The sequence below is a fragment of the Devosia sp. genome (assembly GCF_017744655.1).
Classification (GTDB): domain Bacteria; phylum Pseudomonadota; class Alphaproteobacteria; order Rhizobiales; family Devosiaceae; genus Devosia.
The window spans coordinates 25559-44775 of sequence record NZ_JAGIAW010000012.1; the positions used below are offsets into that span (position 1 = coordinate 25559).

Sequence of the window (19217 nt, forward strand, 5' to 3'; positions counted from 1 at the left end):
CTCACGACGAATAATCAGCGAAACTTTATCCGTATAATGGCGTTCGCGCGTACCGGATGCTGGCCCAACCCAATAAGGGTCGGGCCATTTTCTTTATTGGAGAACAGCGATGTCGTGGAACCCATCGGCCCCTTCGATCTCACCCACCGCGGTCGCAGCGCCTGTCTCAAGATCGACGGTGTAGAGGGTAGGGCCCGCCACCAGATACGCGGTGTTGGTCAGGTCTTCGGTGGAGGAAATGTCGAAGGCGTAGTTGGCGACACTGTCGAACCCGAGCTTGCCGATGGCCGCCAGGGTGCCGTCATTGGGGGAGGTCTGCTGGATCAGCGCGACAATAGTGGCGTCGATGTCATACATCGCGGTCGCTTCGGGCTTGCCGATCGAGTTGATATAGGCGGCAGCTACGATGGCAGGTGTTTCCCCTGCGTGCATGTCTGCGTCTTCATAGGCCAGGGAACCGTCGACCGTCACCATGCCATCGTCGACATTGACGCGGAAATTGGTGCCATCGGTTGCCATGAGGCGAAGGCGGTCGGCCATGGGGTTGAAGTCCACGATGGCGCCGTCAAAGCTGGGCAGCATTTCCGACAGGGTGCTTTTTACCGTTGCCGCGCCAGAAGCGGTGTCGATGGTCACGATCTCGCCGGCCAGCGAGACACCGTAGAGCATCTTGTCGGCGGGGCGCACGTCGATGCCGGCGAGCCCCTCGACGCCGGTTACTTCCATCGAGCCGGAAACTTCCAGGCTCTCGGTATCGAACATGACCAGTGTGGTATTGCCAACAAGTCCAACGGCTGGAGCTGCGATGGCAGCCGTGGCGCCGAGCGTGATTGCGGCGAGGGAAAGCGTGCTGCGGAGGGCGAATTTTGCGAACATGGGTATCTCCTCGTTAGGCGGCACGGTTTTGCGCCACCGATATTGGGGTTACCCGCCAACCCAAAGGTCCAGATGCAGTACGCCAGAAAAAAATCTGCGGCTGCATCTGAAAGCCGCAGCAAGGGGTAATCGACAGAAGAAGAGAACTCGCCCATGCTCGTCCTTATGTCCGAACAGATCGATATTTCAGTCCTGTTGCAGCGCGTGGCCGGTGGCGAACGCGCCGCGTTGGCAAGTCTGTTCGATGCCGAGTCTGGACGCCTTGTTGCCATCGCCCAGCGCATTGTCCGACGGCGTGACCTGGCCGAGGAAGTTGTCCAGGAGGTCTTTGTCACCATTTGGCGGAAGGCGGCGCTCTATGACGCGGACAAAGGCTCGGCGCGAGGGTGGATCACGACGATCGTGCGCAACCGCGCGCTCAATCTCATTCGAAATGACGCCCGTATCGACTATCGGGACAGTCAGGACCTCGTCGATCTCGGCGACCGCCAGGGCGACGCGCTCGCAGCGTACAATGCTCTTGCCGAACGTGATGCTCTGCGTGCCTGTCTGGAACGTCTCGATGAACCCAAGCGCAGAGCAATTCTCCTGTGCTACGTCACCGGCCTTAATCACGGAGAGGCCGCTGCCACAATGCGGGCGCCACTCGGTACGGTGAAGGCGTGGATCAGGCGAGGGGTCATGGCGCTGCAGGAGTGCCTGTCATGACCGCTGAGGAAATGGAAAAGGTCGGCGAATACGTTCTCGGACTTCTTGACGAGGCTGATCGCCTGGCATTCGAGGCCGTCATGTCTCGCGATCCGGCGATTGCTGCTGCTGTTCAAAGCCTGCGGACGCGGTTTCAGGCACTCGATGAGACCACGTTACCGCTCCCCCCAAATCCAGAACTTTGGCTCCGGATTGAGGGGCAACTGGACGCTAAGTCTTCCTCCACTTCGACTGTTGTCCCTTTGTCCCGCCGGCCGCTCAAATCCCGCTCATGGGCGCCACTGGCAATGGCAGCGAGCCTCGTCGCAGCCCTCGTCGTCGGCTACCTCGTTGGCGAAACTAGCGGTAAGCCGCGGCCGATCATGATTGCGGTGCTTATCGATGAAGCGAGCGCCACACCGGGAGCAATCGTCGAGGCCTTCGCTGATGATAGCGTTCGACTGGTACCGCTCGACCGGTTTGATGTTCCCGAGGGCAAGATTTTGCAGGTCTGGACCCTGCCGGATGCCGCGACCGGTCCTGTGTCGCTTGGTACATTTACCGATCCCACGACGATCAAGCTCAACGGGCCAGACTTGCCTGCGCCGGCCTCGGGCCAGCTTTACGAGATTACGTTGGAGCCTTCCCCCGGCTCACCGACAGGGCGGCCAACGGGGCCGATCCTCGTAAAGGGATTTGCGAAAGCTCCGATATAGGCGTCGGGATTCACCGTCGGACGCAACGTCAGCATTTAGTCCATGGCCTCGTCAGCGAGGCCGTGGGCCCCTGGTTCAATCTGGGCCGATGCTCAGGTCACGCAAGCCAACAAATGCCGGGTCGCCCCACAAAAATCCTGCACGCGCACGATTCAATTGTGGCGCTCAGGGGGCAGTTTCACACACAGAAACGTGATGCGAGTCTAGAGCCCCAGAATTGCATGGCTTTGTAACTAATCACTTTTTTCGTTGGTTGGACAACAGGAACGGAGCCGGTCGGGGACCATTGTCCTCCCCGACACCGCAGCTTGCGGGTCACTCATGAGCGACACTCGCAATGGTGTAACTCCCCGCCCGACGAACGGGCAAACCCTAAGAAGGAACAATAAAATGTCGATTCTTGATCAGCTTCTCGGTGGTGGTGACAACGCTTCCGTTTCGAACAATTCGGACACCTCCAACAACGAAGTTGCAGCTAACCCTGTCTTCGGTCTCAGCCTTGACGATGTGCTGCATTCGTCGAGCACCGATGACGACGGCGACTCTTCGTCCTTCACCGGTATTGGTGGCTTGAGCCTTGGCCTCGGCGCCCCGATCTATCTCGGTTCGAGCTCGTCGAGCGAAAGCTCCGACCAGCAGGTTTCTGACAGCGATAGCGGCGGTCTGCTCGGTGGCCTGCTCTAAGCAGGAACCATCACAAATTGGCGGGGTTCTTCGGAACCCCGCCTTTTCCTTATCCGGGACATTTCATGGCAGCCGAGAGCAAGACCAATAACGAGCTGGGCGAGGCGGTCCGAGCCCAGCTGCCGCATTTCGCGGTGGCGGGGGTGTTCAGCGGCGTCATCAACCTTCTCTATCTGAGTTCGCCGCTGTACCTGATGCAGATCTACAATCGGGTGCTGGTGTCGGAGAATGTGACGACGCTGGTCCTCCTGACGCTGATCCTCGTTTGTGCGCTGCTGACCATGGGCGCGCTCGACGCGCTGCGCGCGCAATTGCTGGTGCGGGCCGGTATGCGCCTGGATCGCTCGCTGGCCGGTCGCGTCTTCGATGCGCTGGTGCGCAAATCGGCAAGGCTCGGGTTTTCCAAGGGCAGCCAGACGCTGCGCCAGCTGGATCAGTTTCGCACATTCATCACAGGGCCGGGGATTTACTTTGCTTTCGACCTCCCCTGGATCCCGCTCTATCTGCTCCTGCTGTTTTTCATTCACCCGGTGCTCGGCGCCGTTTCGACCTTGGGCGCTGTAGTCCTGCTGCTTCTGGCTCTCGTCAATGAGCGCACGACGAGGCCGTCTCTGCGGGTGGCCGAGACCGAGGGCAATCGCGCCTATGCCTTCAGCGAAAATATCCTCCGCCACTCCGACGTCGTCGTCGCCATGGGCATGCAGCCTTCCATTGAAGGGCATTGGCAGCGTAGCCGGGACACCATGCTCGCAAGCCAGGGCCTCGCCAGCGATCGCAATGCGGTCGTTTCTTCGGGCATTCGTTTTGCTCGACTGTTGCTACAGGCGCTGATGCTTGGCGCCGGTGCGTGGCTTGCCATCGGGCAGTTCATCCAGCCCGCCACCATTTTTGCGGCATCAATCATCATGGGGCGAGCCCTGGTGCCGGTCGAGCAGGGCGTTGCCACCTGGAAGCAGTTTACCGAAGCGCGTACCGCCTATCGAGAGGTCTCGAACCTGCTCAACGAGGTTCCTGGGCGGGAAGACAAGACGATCGTGCCAGCGGACCAGAACGGCCTTACAGCCGATGGTGTTGCCTTCCGTATTCCGACACGGACGGAGCCGATCCTGCGCGATATCAGCTTTTCCATAAGGCCCGGCGAGGCCATTGGCATTGTCGGACCGAGCGGATCGGGGAAGTCAACGCTGGCGCGTCTGCTTATCGGTGCGATTCCGGCGACGACCGGAACGCTTGCTTTTGGCGGCCTCAATTACAAGAGCTGGGATCCGACGGTGTTCGGCCGCCAGATCGGCTACCTGCCGCAGGATGTGGGGCTTTTCGCCGGCACGGTGCGGGAGAACATTGCCCGCTTCGGCGATGCCAAAATCGAGGACATTGTGCTGGCCGCCAAAAAGGCCGGCATACACGACATGATCCTGGCTTTGCCCAAGCAATATGACACCGAACTCGGACCGGAAGGCGTGGGGCTTTCAGGCGGTCAGAGGCAGCGATTGGGGCTTGCTCGGGCCCTCTTGGGTCAGCCAGCCTTGCTGGTGCTCGATGAACCCAACGCCAACCTCGACACGGCTGGTGAAACTGGCCTCCGTCACGCGCTAGAAGCGTTGAAGGCAAGCGGGACGACCATCGTCCTCGTCACTCATCGCACCACCGTGCTCGAAGTCGTCGACCGCATGATGTTTATCCGCAACGGCCGCCTCGAGGTCTTTGCGCCGCCCGAAGATGTCTATCGGCATATCAAGGACAATGTGGTGCCAGAACTGCGGGCTGCCGAATGACAAGTGCGGGTGAAACTCTCAATAACAGGTTTCTCAATCCGAGCGTACCGGCCCGGTTGGGCTTCATCACCATCTTCGTCTTCATCATGGTGATGGCGGGTTGGGGGGCACTGGCCCCGCTTTCGGGTGCCGTTGTCGCCAATGGTGTCCTGCAGGCCGAAGGCGGTCGCAAGGCCGTCCAGCATCCCTATGGCGGGGTCGTCACGGAACTCCTGGTGCAGGATGGTGACAGCGTGCGGGAGGGCGAAGTGCTGATGCGCCTCTCGGATGCGGAACCGCGGGCCCAGTATGATGTGCTTGCCGCCGAGCGCGATACGCTCCTCGCGGCGCAGGGACGGTTGCAGGCCGAGCTGGCCGGTGCCGATCAGCCAGCCTTTTCGGACGACCTGTTGTCGCGCAAGGATGAGCCGACGGTGCAGCAGGCGATGAACAATGAGATTGCCTTGATGGGCGCGCGGGCCGAGCAGTTCGAAACCCGTGAAAATGTGCTGGTGCAGCAGAAGGCGCAACTCGATGAGCGCGTCGCTTCAGCCCAGGCGCAAATCACCGGTCTCGACCAACGCCGCACCTCGATCGCCGGTGAGCTTGAAGACGCCCAGGCCTTGCTGGCGCAACAGTTGATCGAGCGCAGCCGGGTGCTCGAACTCGAGCGCTCGCTGAGCGACATCGACGCTCAGATATCGGTCTTGCGCACTGACATAGCGACCGCCGACAAGGCGATGGCAGAGGCGGATTTCGAGATTGCCGGACTGGCGCGCGAGCAGCAGTCGGCAGCGAGCGAGGATCTTCGGGCCAATCAGGCTGCCCTCGCAGCCTTGGCCCCGCGGCTCGCGGCGGCGCAGGATGCGCTCATGCGGACCGAGGTCGCGGCCACGGCCAGCGGCAGGGTGGTGGGGCTTTCAGTCATCACCGTCGGCGGTGTGGTTTCGCCGGGGCAGGAACTGCTGTCGATCATCCCCTCGGATGGGCCGATGATTGTCGAAGCGCAGATGCGGCTCGCTGATGTCACCGACGTTGCCACAGGCGAGGTTGCGGACATTCGCCTCCTCGCAGTCCCGGCCTCCGATCGGCCGTCGTTGAGCGGCACTGTAGAAACCGTGTCCGCCGACCGCGTCGTCGATGATCGAAGCGGGCAATCCTACTACGCCCTGCGCGTGGCGCTCGACGCGCAACAGGTGGCCGACGCGGGCGTAACGATGACCGCGGGCATGCCTGTTCAAGTCGTTATTCCCACCAAGGGGCGAACCCTGATCGACTATCTCACCAGTCCATTGCTGGACGAGGTGAGTGGCGCTTTTCGTGAGAGATAGGAGCTTTTTCGATGACCACACGTCACAAGCAAAAGCGCCAGGATGACGCTCGGCAACCGGCCCAGACGCCCGTTGCCGATGCCATTGTTCTCGGCACGGCCGCCGGCGGCCTAGTGCTCGGAACAATGCAGGCGCAGGGAGCGACGCCGGAGACGCATGACGGGTCCCAGATCGCGCCTCGCGTCGATGCACTAGTCCACGACACGACCGGAGCAGCGCCGATTGAACCAGTAAGTCCTGTCCCCGATGGGCCGTTGCAAGACGCTGGCGCTGCCCAGCCTATGGTCGACTCAGTCCAAGCAGCGGGCCCGTCGTCAATCGACCCTGTTGCCTCTCAAAACCCGCTCCCACCCGCGCTTCAGGATCAATTGGTCCATGAACTGTCGCAGCAAATCGCGGGGGCTATTTCCAAGGTTATGGAAGGCGCCGAACCCGGCATGAGCCCTGCCGGTTTCAGTCAGGCGATCTCGAGCGACATCGTTCATTCGGCGCAGGAGATCGTCGGCAGGCTCGACATAGGAGCGCTGCTGACGCAAACGCAGGCGCTGGGAAGCAACATCCTGGCGCAGGTCGATCCAGCCGGAATCGCAGACGGGCTAATGGCCGAGACCGATAACCTAGCCGACGTCCTACTGACCGACCTCGGAGCCTTGCCGGAGGAAATCCTGGGCAGCGCCGTTGGAGCCTTGGCCGATCTGCCGTCGTCCCTATTAGGGAATGAAGGGCCTGAAGGTTCAGGCGGTCTACTGTCCGAGCTGTTCTATGCCGATGGCGGCAGCGATGGTCTTTCGATCCCCGACCTGAGCGCAGCAGCATCCTCTCTGGTCGCCGGTGCGAGTGATGGCTCTGCCGGTCTACTCGGTTTGAGCTATGTCGACCTTGATGCTCCGCAGGGTGGACATGGATTGAACGCGCTCAATCTGCTTTGAGCGCGGCTGCAATGCGCGGCGGCGAATGTCTGCTTGGTCGGGTCGATGGACAAAACCAGACTGTCCGAAAACCACCCCCTTGCTGTCGGAATTTCTATTTTTGCACCCAGTTCGCCAAAATGGGTGCAAAAATGAAAATTCCGCCGATCCTAGAAATTGGAAAGGATGGCGATGGCCGACTTCAGGGTGCCGCATTCCGGGCACCCAAGCGCTCACCAAGGCCGTGTCAGGGAATGCCCCTTGTGCTCAAAATTGAGATCTGCCACTGTCGCCTAAGGCCCAGCCTCCGAGATCGCCACTGCGGTCGCACTAAGTCCCCAGCGAAAACGCTCGGGGATTTTGTTGTTTATGGGCGCACGCTCTTAATGTCGCGGACGTCCTGAGGCTGATCGCTAAGCAGATCGTGGCGCCTGCATGAGGCAGCTTCCTCTCCTGATTCCGGCCCAAATCTCATTTGGGCGACCAAACGAGGGGAGGAATCTGGCAAGGACCGAGCCGTTTCGGTGCCAACACACTCATAGCGACGGGAATAAAGACGGCGGCCACACGGCTCAGTTGGGCGCCAAATTCTCGATCTGGATCAACGGGAACGACAGTGCCGCAAAGGCCCGGAAATTCTGAAGAAATCAGCGATTTCCGCAACTCAAAGTCGCGCTTTGGATAATTCCAATAGCGAACTTAGAAGACGGAAGCGGATGAGCGCGCCTCGATTTCGCTTCGCGCCTCCGGTTCCCAAAACCCTTAAGTCGCGGGCCTGAGGTACACAGGCCGGGCAGGGGCGCAGTGTTCTGGCCCTCTAGCCGCAGGAAGAGTTCGGCTACGACATCGCTGATCTCTCGCCCCGTGCTGTCATCTTGGGAAAAGTGGTTCCCGCATTTGAAGCATCGCGCAGCGCTGGAAAATCCCGGAAATCCGGGCTTCTCAGGCAATGGATGCCTCACTTTTGGGAAAATCTATTCTCACTCAACATTTCTGTGGTCGGAAAAGTCTGGCGATCCCGACAGGACTCGAACCTGTGACCTTCAGCTTAGAAGGCTGCTGCTCTATCCAGCTGAGCTACGGGACCGCACGCGCCTTCCTTTAGCTGATCTGGCGAAAAAAGAAATGCCTGCGGCGTCAAGAAGAAGGGTTATCGGTGCCGGCTTTGTTGGTTCCGCCGCGGGCAATTCTGGCCGTGCTTTCGCGCACGACGAGTTCGGAACGCAACACGATGCGGAGCGGAATGCCGAGGGCGTCCGGGTCTTCCACAATATCGATCAGCGCCTCCGCCGCCATGCGGCCGAGCGCCTCGCGCGGTTGGCGCATCGTCGTCAATGGCGGCACATAATGCGGCGCCACCCCGAGATCGTCGAAACCCACCACCGAAATATCGCGCGGGCAGATGATTCCGTGCTGCCGCAGCCCCGAGAGAAAGCCGATGGCCGATTCGTCATTGGCCGCAAAAATTGCGGTGGGCCGTTCCGTCATCGAGAGAAAGCGAGCCGCCGCCGAAAAGCCGCTCTCCATGTCGAAATTGCCGCGAAAACTCCATTCCGGAACCGGGGTCAGGCCTGAAGCCGCCAGCGCCCTCGAAAACCCCGTAAAACGTTCGCGCGACACGACATTATGGTCCGGTCCCAGAAGATGTCCGATCCGGCGGTGACCAAGATCGATCAAGTGCTGCGTCGCGCGCTCCGCCGCGTCAACATTATCGGTCAGCACCGTGTGAAAGCCTGAATTCGGAATTTCCTCACAGGCCACGACAATGGGAATGGCGTCTGCCTGTCCGGCAAGGGCGTGGAGCAGGTTTGTGTCCACCGAACCATCCAGCAACAGCAGTCCGTCGGCGCGGTTCGAGAGCAGAAAATCCTGCAACCGGCGAATGGTTTCGTGGCCGAAATAAAGGTTCAGCACGAGCACGCCATAGCCCCGCGCCGCTGCCTCCCGTTCGATCGCATCGAGGATGGAGGAGAAGAAAGGATTCCTAATGTCCGGCAGGGCGACAAGGATGGTCTTCGCCGAGCGCTGCCGCAATGAGCGGCCGGCCTGGTTGAGCGTGTAACCGGTTACACGAACCGCCTCGGAAACACGGGCACGAGTCCCTTCGCTCACCTTTTCCGGCGAGGAAAGGGCACGGCTGACCGTGGCGGTCGAGACGTTGGCAAAACGCGCAACGTCTTGAATTGTCGGTGTTTTTCTTTCCATACTCACGTCCGGCAGCGCCCCCTCTCGCTGTCAGGATTGCATTCTGTCTAAATCGATCTTGACAGGTCCGCAAGACGTGTATGAAACTCCTGAAATCGATTGCACAACCAGTTTCGATTAGTTATGCAATCGATTACACGCGGCCGGTCGGGGTGTCTGGAGGAAACGGGGACCCGCAGGTCGGCAGCATGAATGGGGTACATAGCCCCTCGTGTTCGTTGGGAGGACATTCCTATGAAGAAGTTTGCAGTGGTTGCCGCTATGGCAACCGCGCTGCTCGGTTCGACGTCTGCATCGTATGCCGTCGATCTCGAAGTGACCCACTGGTGGACCTCGGCTGGTGAAGCCGCGGCCATCGCCGAATTCGCCAAGCTCTTCGAAGAGCAGACCGGCAATACCTGGGTTGACTCGGCCCTGGCTGGTTCGGGCACCGGCGCTAACCCCGTCATCATCAGCCGCATCATCGGCGGCGACCCGATGGGCGCCACCCAGATGAATACCGGCCGCGACGCCGAGGAGCTCATCCAGGCTGGTCTCATCCGTGACCTGACCCCGATCGTGGAAGAAATGGGCGGCCTCGACTTCTACGTCGACAAGACCCTCCTCGAGCCCTGCACCTACGAAGGCAAGATTTACTGCCTGCCGATCAACATCCACTCGTGGGATTGGCTGTGGCTCTCCACCGCTGCTTACGAAAAGATCGGCACGCCCGTTCCGAAGGATTGGAACGAGTATGTCGCTTCGTGGCCGAAGCTCGAAGAAGCCGGCATCCTGCCGTTCGGTCTCGCCACCGGCTGGCCGATCTCGGGCGTCCCGGGCGTTCTGATGTCGGGCATCGGCGGTAGCGATCTGGTTCTCCAGGTCAACCGCGACAAGTCGGGCGAAGCTGTTCGTGGGCCGGAATTCCGCAAGGTTGCCGAAGCCATGGACTCGCTCCGCAAGGTGATCTCGCCTGAGATGATGGTCCCGTCCTTCGGTGACGTCGGCACCCAGCTCCTCAAGGGCGAAGCTGCCGGTAACATCCACGGCGACTGGCTGCAGGGCGACCTTCAGGTTGCTGGCGGCGTCCCGGGCGAAAACTACGAATGTCTCCCGGCTCTCGGCCTCGGCGATCAGCTGACCGGCGGCGGTGACTCGTTCTACTTCCCGGTTCTGCCTGAAGGCACCGATCCGGCTGTGCTCCAGGCCCAGGCCGATCTGGCCAAGATCCTCGTCTCCCCCGAAGGCCAGTTGAACTTCAACCTGGTCAAGGGCTCGATGCCGATCCGCACCGACATCGATCTGTCCAAGGCCAACCCCTGCATGCAGAAGGCTCTCGGCCTGCTCGGCAACGGCCTGCTGCCCTCCGGTGACTTCGCACTCTCCAGCGACACCCAGCAGCAGCTCCAGGATCTCAACATCGAGTTCCTCGACGACGACAGCATCACTGTTGACGACTATGTCGAGCGCTATGCCTCGATCATCGAGTCGGCCGACTAAGACCCGTCTACCCGGGCGGGGGCCTGCTCCCGCCCATCGAGACCAGTGGTCGGCCTTGTTCCCTCGTGAACAGGGTCGATCACGCCTTCCTGGAGAGATACATGGCGGACACTGCCGTTCCCTTGGGGGCGAGCGCCGAAACGGTTAATCGGCCCGGCCTGCTCAAACGAACCCTGCTTCACAATCTGCCCGCCAAGATCGCGGCGTTGCCCATGATGGCGACGGTGCTGGTCGTCTTCGTGGGATGCACCATTTGGACGATCTACTACTCCATGACCAATTCGAAGCTCTTGCCCACCGGCAAGTTCATCGGATTTGAACAGTACGAGCGCCTGTTTGCGACCTCGCGCTGGAACGTGTCGGTCACCAATCTCATTGCTTACGGTGCCATGTCGCTGGTCTTCACCCTGGTGATCGGCTTCATTCTCGCCGTGCTCATCGATCAGAAGATCCGCTTCGAAAGCGCCTTCCGCACCATCATGCTCTACCCCTTCGCCCTCTCGTTCATCGTGACGGGCCTTGTGTGGCAGTGGATCATGAACCCCACCCTCGGCCTGCAGGGAACCCTGCGCAATCTGGGCTGGACCAACTTCACCTTCGATTGGATCGCCAACCCGCGCATGGTGCTCTTTGCGCTGCTCATCGCCGGCCTCTGGCACGGCACGGGCTTCTGCATGGTGCTGATGCTCGCGGGCCTGCGCGGCGTCGATGAAGAAGTCTGGAAGGCCGCCCGCGTCGACGGCATCCCCACCTGGCGCACCTATGTCTCGATCGTGCTGCCCATGATGCGCGGCGTCCTTGTTACCGCCGTCGTCATCATCGGTTCGGGCATTGTCCGTCTCTATGACCTCGTGGTGGCGCTCACCAATGGCGGCCCCGGCATTTCGTCCGAAGTGCCCGCCAAATACGTCTTCAATTACATGTTCTCGGGCGGCAATATCGGCCAGGGCCTGGCCGGCGCCACCATGATGCTGCTGACCGTGCTCATCATCATGATCCCGTGGGCTTATCTCGAATACGGTGGCAAGGGGAAACGCACATGAGCCAGACCACAACGATTGGCCACTCTGCGCCCGCAACCTCCGGCGCCGTCGTCGAGGCGCGCGGCCCCAAGCCCAAGCCCTTCTTCACCCCGCGCAAGATCATCATCTATTCGGTGCTGGTGTTCTTCTCGCTCTACTACCTCTTCCCGCTCTACGTCATGGTCGTCACCTCGCTGAAGACCATGCCAGAGATCCGCTTCGGCAATATCTTCGCCCTGCCGCAGGCGCCGAACCTCGATGCTTGGGTAAAGGCCTGGACCAGCGCCTGTACCGGCCTGACCTGCAATGGTCTTTCCCCCGGCTTCTGGAATTCGGTGAAGATCACCATCCCGTCCACCATCGTCTCGATCTTCATTGCGGCGGTGAATGGCTATGCGCTCGTCAACTGGCGCTTCAAGGGCTCGGAAATCTTCTTCGCCATCCTCATCTTCGGTTCGTTCATCCCCTATCAGGTGATGCTCTATCCGCTCGTGATGATCACCCGTGAAATGGGGATTTTCGGTTCCCTTCAGGCCGTCATCATCATTCACACCGTCTTCGGCATGCCGATCCTGACCCTGCTGTTCCGCAATTACTTTGCCTCGCTCCCGCAGGAACTGTTCAAGGCCGCGCGTGTCGATGGGGCAGGGTTCTGGCGCATCTTCTTCGAGATCATGCTGCCCATGTCGCTGCCGATCTTCGTCGTGGCGCTGATCCTGCAGATCACCGGTATCTGGAACGACTTCCTGTTCGGCGTCGTCTTTGCCGGCACGCAGAACTACCCGATGACCGTTCAGCTCAACAATATCGTCAACTCGGCCCAGGGCACGCCCGAATACAACGTGAACATGGCCGCCACCGTGCTTACAGGCCTCGTGCCGCTCACTGTTTACTTCGTATCCGGCAAGTGGTTCGTCCGCGGCGTTGCCGCCGGTGCGGTGAAGGGATAACCCAATGCAACACAGCGTTTCCATTCGCGATCTCTCCCTCAACTTCGGCAATGTGAAGGTGCTCGAGCACCTCAATCTCGACATTGCTCAGGGCGAGTTCATCGTGCTGCTCGGGCCCTCGGGCTGCGGCAAGTCGACCCTGCTCAATTGCATTGCCGGTCTTCTCGACGTTTCCGACGGCCAGATTTTCATCTCGGGCAAGAACGTCACCTGGCTTGAGCCCAAGGACCGCGGCATCGGCATGGTGTTCCAGTCCTATGCGCTCTATCCGCAGATGACGGTCGAGCGGAACCTCTCCTTCGGCCTCCGCGTCGCCGGCATGCCCAAGGACGAGATCGAGCGTCGCGTCGCCCGCGCTGCGGAAATCCTGCAGATCCAGCCGCTCTTGGGTCGCAAGCCGGCCAACCTCTCCGGTGGTCAGCGCCAGCGCGTCGCCATCGGCCGCGCGCTCGTGCGTGATGTGGACGTGTTCCTCTTCGACGAGCCGCTGTCCAACCTCGACGCAAAACTGCGTTCGGACCTGCGCGTCGAAATCAAGCGCCTTCACCAGCGTCTGAAGAACACCATGATCTACGTGACCCACGACCAGATCGAAGCGCTCACTTTGGCTGACCGTATTGCCATCATGAAGAATGGTGTCATCCAGCAGCTGGCCGATCCGCACACCATCTACAACAAGCCGACCAACCTCTATGTGGCCGGCTTCATCGGTTCGCCGTCGATGAACTTCATCAACGGCACGGTCGACGGCACCACCTTCACCGCCGCTGACGGCACCAAGATTCCGGTGGGCGCCTACGAATTCGCCGCCTCGCCGGCTGGTTCTCTCAAGGCCGTCCTCGGCGTTCGTCCCGAACACATCTTCCTTGGCGAAGATGCCGACGACGTGCCGTTCAAGACCACGGCCGAAATCGAAATAGTCGAGCCCATGGGTTCGGAGACCCTGGCCTGGACCAAGGTTGCCGGCGTGCCGGTAACCTTCCGTTGTTCGAGCGACATTCCGCTGGCCGTTGGCGACAAGGTGACCATCGGCTTCGACATCGCTCGCGGCTCGCTGTTCAACGCCGAGACCGAAAACCGTCTCTAAAAGACCGTTTACATCTTCCGGCGGCGCCATCCGTGGCGCCGCTTCTTTGCCGGACAGCCGGCTGCTTACTTTTGCGGCAATAGACCTGCCGTTGTGACGCGAATGCGCCGCCCGGTCTGGTTATCTGGCATCTCCCGATGCGGTCGCATGCAACACACCAAAGAGGCCTGTGATGGACTTTTCCTATCAACTTTACAGCGCGCGCAATGAAGCGTCGCTGGACGACACGCTCAAGACCCTTGCAGGGCTTGGCTATACTCAGGTCGAAGGTTGGGGTGGCCAGTTCGCCGATCCCGCCGCGCTTGCCGCGAGCCTCAAGAACGCCGGCCTCTCCATGCCGACCGCCCATATGGGCTATGCTCAGCTCGAAGACACCGACGCGGCACTGCGTATCGTTGAAACCGTAGGCATCCAGACGGTCTATTGCCCCGCGCCGCCGTCCGATGACTACCGTAACGGTACCGGCGATTGGCAGGGTTTTGCCGCTGGTCTCGCCAGGATCGCTGCGGCCTTCAAGGCCGCCGGCAAGGGCTTTGGCTATCACAATCACCATTGGGAATTCGCCAAGGACGCCAATGGCAAGACGCCGATGGAATTGATCCTCGACGCGTCGCCGGACACGCAGTGGGAAATGGATCTCGCCTGGGTCATCCGCGCCAACGAAGACCCCCTGTTCTGGATCGACAAGCTGGGCAGCCGCATCACGGCCGTGCACGTCAAGGACATCGCGCCCGCGGGTGAAAAGCTCGACGAAGACGGTTGGGCCGACGTCGGCACCGGCACGCTCGACTGGCCGAATTACATCAAGGCGATCAAGGCCAAGACCAAGGCGCGTTATTTCGTCGCCGAGCACGACAAGCCGAGCGACGCCATTCGCTTCGCTCGCAATGCGGCGGCCGCTCTTAAGGGCTACGGAGTCTAAAAATGGCAAAGACCTATGGCGTCGGCATCATGGGTGCCGGCAATATCTCGGCCGCCTACCTCCGCCTCGCGCCCCTGTTTAAGGGGCTCGAAGTGCGCGCCGTGGCCGACATCCTGCCCGAAGCCGCCAAGAAACGTGCTGAAGAATTCGGCGTTGCCGCCCAGACCCCGGACGAACTGCTGAAGAACAGCGAGATCGACGTGATCGTGAACCTCACGATCCCGGCGACGCACTACAAGGTGTCCTCCGACATCGTCTCGGCCGGCAAGCATGCCTATTCCGAAAAGCCCTTCGTGCTATCAGTCGAAGAGGGCCTCGCCCTCAAGAAGGCAGCCGACGAGCGTGGCCTCAAGGTTGGTTCGGCTCCCGATACCTTCCTCGGTGGTGCCCACCAGCAGGCCCGCGAGATCATCGACTCGGGCAAGCTCGGCAAGATCATGAGCGGCACGACCCACGTCATGAGCCGCGGCATGGAGCACTGGCATCCGAACCCGGACTTCTTCTTCCAGCCCGGCGGCGGCCCGATCCTCGATCTTGGCCCGTACTACATCACCGACCTCGTGCACCTGCTCGGCCCGGTGAAGCGCCTCTCGGCCTTCACCGGCAGCGCGCGCGCCGAACGTATCGTCAGCGCCGAAGGCCCGTATAAGGGCACCACGATCAAGGTCGGCACCCCGACCACGATCCACGGCGTGCTCGAGTTCCACTCCGGCGCCATCATCACCATCGGCGCCAGCTGGGACGTGGCGGCTCACGGCCACCACAATATCGAGCTCTACGGCACCGACGGCTCGATCTTCGTGCCCGATCCGAACTTCTTCGGCGGTGACCTCGTCACCACCGGCATCGAAGGCATCCGAACCCCGGTTTCGCCCTGGGATCACCCCTTCGGCAAGCCGAACCAGGATCTCGACAAGGAAGTCCCGCGCGCCAACTACCGTTGCGCCGGCCTTGCCGACATGATGCTCTCGATCGAGAACGGCCAGAACGCCCGCTGCGGCCTCGACGTCGCTCTCCATGTCGTCGAAGTGATGACGGGTCTCCTCAAAGCCGGCGAGACCGGCCATGTTCTGACCCTGCAGACCACCTGCGAGCGCCCCCTGGCCCTCGGCATTGAGGAAGCCAAGGCTCTGCTCAAGGCCTGATGAACGTACTTCATTGACAGGCATCGCATGCCGGTCAACATTGTAACCTAACATGTCAGGGCGGCGAGCAATCGTCGCCCTGATCATCAAGAGGAGCCCCGGGAGGCGGTTTTACGGGGCCACAAGAGGAGAATCTCATGGCCACCACCATCAAGGGCCCCGCAATCTTTCTCGCCCAGTTCGCGGGCGACAAGGCACCCTTCGACAATCTCGACAATATCTGCCGCTGGGCAGCCGGCCTTGGCTACAAGGGCGTGCAGATCCCGACCTGGGTGTCGAGCTTCATCGATCTCGAAAAGGCTGCCAATTCCAAGACCTATGCCGACGAGATCAAGGGCATCGTGAATAGCCACGGCCTTGAGATCACCGAACTGTCCACGCACCTCCAAGGCCAGCTCGTCGCCGTCCATCCGGCTTATGACGCAGCCTTCGATGGCTTTGCCCCGGCCTCCGTCCATGGCAATCCAAAAGCCCGTCAGGAATGGGCCGTCCAGACGCTGCTCAACGCTGCCAAGGCATCGAAGAACCTCGGCCTCAACGCCCACGCGACCTTCTCCGGCTCGCTCGCCTGGCCCTATATCTACCCCTGGCCGCAGCGTCCCGCCGGTCTCGTCGAAGAAGCCTTCGACGAACTCGCCCGCCGCTGGACCCCGATCCTCAATGCCTTCGATGATGCCGGCGTCGACGTCTGCTACGAGATCCATCCCGGCGAAGACCTCCACGACGGCGTCTCCTACGAGATGTTCCTTGAGCGCGTAAAGAACCACCCGCGCGCCAACCTGCTCTATGATCCCAGCCATTTCGTGCTGCAGCAGCTCGACTATCTCGACTACATCGACATCTACAAGGACCGCATCAAGGCCTTCCACGTGAAGGACGCCGAGTTCAATCCGACCGGTCGTCAGGGTGTCTATGGTGGCTTCCAGTCCTGGGTCGAGCGGGCAGGGCGCTTCCGCTCCATCGGCGATGGCCAGGTCGATTTCCCGGCGATCTTCGCCAAGATGGCCGCCAACGACTTCAAGGGTTGGGCAGTGCTCGAATGGGAATGTGCACTGAAGCATCCCGAAGATGGTGCCCGCGAAGGTGCCGAGCTCATCAAGAGCTACATCATCCGCGTCACTGAACACGCCTTCGACGACTTCGCTTCGGGCGGCACTGACAAGGCAGCAAACCGCAAGATGCTGGGCCTTTCCTGAGCCGAACAGCGGGTCATTGACGCATTCGCGCCAATGACCCACTCGACGCCAACAGTCTGCTAACGTTCAAGGAGCCAAAAATGGCTGAAAACGGCGCAAAGCGCATTCGTCTCGGCATGGTCGGCGGCGGCACCGGAGCCTTCATCGGCTACGTCCACCGCATCGCCGCCCGCATCGATGGCGATTATGATCTGGTGGCCGGCGCCCTCTCCTCGCGCCCCGAAGTCGCCAAGGAATCCGGCAAAAACCTCGGCCTTGCCGAAGACCGCATCTACACGTCCTACGAGGAAATGGCCCAGAAGGAAGCCGCCCGCCCGGACGGTATCGAGGCGGTTTCCATCGTCACGCCCAACCACATGCACTTCGGGCCCACCAAGGCCTTCCTCGAAGCCGGCATCCACGTCATCTGCGACAAGCCGATCACGTCTACCCTCGACGACGCGCGTAAGCTCTTGGAAATCAAGCCGAAAAACGGCGCAAAATTCCTGCTCACGCACAATTACACCGGCTATCCGCTGATCCGTCAGGCCCGCGAACTCGTCGCTTCCGGCGCTCTTGGAAAGATTCGCGTCGTCCAGGCCGAATACCCGCAGGACTGGTTGACCGAAGCCACGACCGACGACAACAAGCAGGCCTCCTGGCGCACCGACCCCGCCCGCTCCGGCGCCGGCGGCGCCATCGGCGATATCGGCACCCACGCCTACAACCTTGCCCGCTTCGTTACTGGCCTAAAAACCGAAGCAGTTTCAGCGGACTTAACCGCATTTGTCCCCGGTCGTCAGCTTGATGATAATGTGCACATCATGCTGCGCTTTGAGGGAGGGGCAAAGGGCATGCTGTGGGCCAGTCAGGTCGCCGTCGGCTGTGAAAACGGCCTGCAACTCCGCGTCTATGGCGACAAGGGCGGCCTCGAATGGCGTCAGGACAATCCGAACTACATGTGGTTCACCGAGTTCGGCAAACCCAAGCAACTGCTTACGCGCGGCGGCTCAATCTCGCTGCCGCCGGCCGCCTCGATGAATGTCCGTATCCCCTCGGGTCACCCGGAAGGCTATCTCGAAGCCTTTGCCACGCTCTACAGCCAGTTCGCCTCGGTGATCCGCGGCGATGGCGCTGCCTATGAAGACCTCTTGCCCTCGCTCGCCGATGGCGTCGAAGGCATGCAGTTCATCACCGCTTCGGTGAAGTCCAGCCAGAACGAAAGCAAGTGGACGCGCCTCAGCGACGTCTGATCTCTAGGTCGCCCGGCCTCGTGCCGGGCGACCCTCTACTGCACGCGTTCGCTCGAAAAGCCCTTATTTTCCAATAGCGTAACCACGCTATCCGGTCCCACCAGGTGTCCGGCCCCGACGACGAGAAACGCTTCTTCGTCGGTTTCCAGCATGGTCACGATCTGCTCGACCCAGTTCTCGTTCCGCTGCGTGATCAGCCGATCGACGAACGCCTCGCCATAGGCGCCGAGGTCGGCCAGGAAAATGTCGGCGACGACGTCGGGCGTTCCTTCGAGCCAGCCTGCAACCATGGTGTCGACCATCTCGGCGAGGCCATCGGTCTCCGCCAACGTCACCATCAGCATCTGGATTTGATCCGCCTCGCTGCCGCCCGCTATGGCTTCGATCTGTTGTTCTGCGGTCTCTAGAAACCCTTGCCGCTCCGCAGGAATTTCACTGACCAGCGTGGTTTCTACTCCCTTGGTCGGGTCATATCCGGCCGCCGTCAGCGCCGCGACGGATATGGTGCTCGCCGCCATCCAGGGCTGCATTGCGAGGAGGGTAGGGACCGGCACCGCATAGGTCTCGGCGGCCGCGCGAACCTTGCTCATCAGCTTGGCATCGATTCGATGGTTGAGCAAAACACCGTCCCGCGCAAAGCCGCGCTCCATGGTCAGCGCCAGGATACGCGTCTGCGCCGCCGCGCCGAGATCGGTTTCAAAATAGATTCGGTCTGCCTCATCGAGCAGGTTGTCGAAAATTTCCGTCCGCCATTCCATGCCGTCAGGCAGCATGTGGATCGAGCCGAAAAGCCAGACAGAGCTGTCCGCGTCGCTGACCTTCCAGATTGCCGGCGCGGCATTGGCGCTGCCGGCAAAAGTCAGTGTGGTGGCCAGAACGGCGAGGCTGCGGCGAACAAACATGCGGGCTCTCCCTGTTGGTCGGACTGACCTGACGATAGAGGGAAAGCTTGGTTTGAGCGACCAAAAACAAAAGCGCCACAATCGCTTGTGGCGCCTTACGGAATCTCTTGTTGACGCTGAG

The 19217-nt window shown here is 61.0% G+C and carries 17 protein-coding genes and 1 tRNA gene; 14 read left to right on the forward strand and 4 right to left on the reverse strand.

Going from position 1 to position 19217, the window contains the following annotated elements:
* Nucleotides 1–93: 93 nt before the first annotated feature.
* Nucleotides 94–876 carry a DUF4394 domain-containing protein gene (locus J7557_RS19250; RefSeq protein WP_291421691.1) on the reverse strand — a complete coding sequence of 261 codons (783 nt, stop codon included), beginning with the start codon at nt 874–876 and terminating at the stop codon, nt 94–96.
* A 153-nt stretch (nt 877–1029) separates the two neighbouring features.
* On the opposite strand from J7557_RS19250, the gene J7557_RS19255 reads away from it, so the two are divergent.
* The 6 genes from J7557_RS19255 (at nt 1030) to J7557_RS19280 (ending at nt 6977) form a co-directional block, all read left to right on the forward strand.
* On the forward strand, nt 1030–1584 hold the full coding sequence (locus J7557_RS19255) for a sigma-70 family RNA polymerase sigma factor (RefSeq protein WP_291421693.1): 555 nt from the start codon (nt 1030–1032) through the stop codon (nt 1582–1584).
* On the forward strand, nt 1581–2279 hold the full coding sequence (locus J7557_RS19260) for an anti-sigma factor (RefSeq protein ID WP_291421695.1): 699 nt from the start codon (nt 1581–1583) through the stop codon (nt 2277–2279). The genes J7557_RS19255 and J7557_RS19260 overlap by 4 nt, the downstream gene beginning before the upstream one ends.
* A gap of 390 nt (nt 2280–2669) precedes the next feature.
* Nucleotides 2670–2963 carry a hypothetical protein gene (locus J7557_RS19265; RefSeq protein ID WP_291421697.1) on the forward strand — a complete coding sequence of 98 codons (294 nt, stop codon included), beginning with the start codon at nt 2670–2672 and terminating at the stop codon, nt 2961–2963.
* Nucleotides 2964–3028: 65 nt separating this feature from the next.
* Nucleotides 3029–4738 carry a type I secretion system permease/ATPase gene (locus J7557_RS19270; protein WP_291421699.1) on the forward strand — a complete coding sequence of 570 codons (1710 nt, stop codon included), beginning with the start codon at nt 3029–3031 and terminating at the stop codon, nt 4736–4738.
* Nucleotides 4735–6048 carry an HlyD family type I secretion periplasmic adaptor subunit gene (locus J7557_RS19275; RefSeq protein ID WP_291421701.1) on the forward strand — a complete coding sequence of 438 codons (1314 nt, stop codon included), beginning with the start codon at nt 4735–4737 and terminating at the stop codon, nt 6046–6048. The genes J7557_RS19270 and J7557_RS19275 overlap by 4 nt, the downstream gene beginning before the upstream one ends.
* A gap of 11 nt (nt 6049–6059) precedes the next feature.
* Nucleotides 6060–6977, forward strand: coding sequence for a hypothetical protein (locus J7557_RS19280; RefSeq protein ID WP_291421703.1), 918 nt, complete (start codon nt 6060–6062; stop codon nt 6975–6977).
* 989 nt (nt 6978–7966) lie between these two features.
* Here the strand turns inward: J7557_RS19280 and J7557_RS19285 are convergent.
* Nucleotides 7967–8043 (reverse strand) — tRNA-Arg (locus tag J7557_RS19285).
* A gap of 50 nt (nt 8044–8093) precedes the next feature.
* Complete coding sequence (locus J7557_RS19290; protein ID WP_291421705.1) at nt 8094–9161, reverse strand: LacI family DNA-binding transcriptional regulator; 1068 nt, start codon at nt 9159–9161, stop codon at nt 8094–8096.
* Between the two features lie 234 nt (nt 9162–9395).
* Here J7557_RS19290 and J7557_RS19295 point away from each other — a divergent pair, with 234 nt between their 5' ends.
* From J7557_RS19295 to J7557_RS19330, 8 genes are all read left to right on the forward strand, one after another.
* Nucleotides 9396–10640: an ABC transporter substrate-binding protein gene (locus J7557_RS19295; RefSeq protein WP_291421707.1), complete on the forward strand. Its 1245-nt coding sequence runs from the start codon at nt 9396–9398 to the stop codon at nt 10638–10640.
* Nucleotides 10641–10741: 101 nt separating this feature from the next.
* Nucleotides 10742–11683, forward strand: coding sequence for a carbohydrate ABC transporter permease (locus tag J7557_RS19300; RefSeq protein ID WP_291421709.1), 942 nt, complete (start codon nt 10742–10744; stop codon nt 11681–11683).
* Entirely contained in the window at nt 11680–12612 is a 933-nt protein-coding gene (locus J7557_RS19305; protein WP_291421712.1) for a carbohydrate ABC transporter permease, read from the forward strand. Before J7557_RS19300 ends, J7557_RS19305 begins: the two co-directional genes overlap by 4 nt.
* Nucleotides 12613–12616: 4 nt before the next feature.
* Nucleotides 12617–13699, forward strand: a complete 1083-nt coding sequence (locus J7557_RS19310) for an ABC transporter ATP-binding protein (RefSeq protein WP_291421714.1) — start codon at nt 12617–12619, stop codon at nt 13697–13699.
* 172 nt (nt 13700–13871) lie between these two features.
* On the forward strand, nt 13872–14621 hold the full coding sequence (locus J7557_RS19315) for a sugar phosphate isomerase/epimerase (protein ID WP_291421716.1): 750 nt from the start codon (nt 13872–13874) through the stop codon (nt 14619–14621).
* Nucleotides 14622–14623: 2 nt separating this feature from the next.
* Complete coding sequence (locus tag J7557_RS19320) at nt 14624–15766, forward strand: Gfo/Idh/MocA family oxidoreductase (RefSeq protein WP_291421718.1); 1143 nt, start codon at nt 14624–14626, stop codon at nt 15764–15766.
* A 137-nt stretch (nt 15767–15903) separates the two neighbouring features.
* Nucleotides 15904–16962, forward strand: coding sequence for a sugar phosphate isomerase/epimerase (locus J7557_RS19325; RefSeq protein WP_291421720.1), 1059 nt, complete (start codon nt 15904–15906; stop codon nt 16960–16962).
* 80 nt (nt 16963–17042) lie between these two features.
* Nucleotides 17043–18194: a Gfo/Idh/MocA family oxidoreductase gene (locus J7557_RS19330; RefSeq protein WP_291421722.1), complete on the forward strand. Its 1152-nt coding sequence runs from the start codon at nt 17043–17045 to the stop codon at nt 18192–18194.
* A gap of 35 nt (nt 18195–18229) precedes the next feature.
* Here the strand turns inward: J7557_RS19330 and J7557_RS19335 are convergent, their stop codons facing one another.
* Nucleotides 18230–19096, reverse strand: a complete 867-nt coding sequence (locus J7557_RS19335; RefSeq protein ID WP_291421724.1) for a TraB/GumN family protein — start codon at nt 19094–19096, stop codon at nt 18230–18232.
* Nucleotides 19097–19217: the final 121 nt, after the last annotated feature.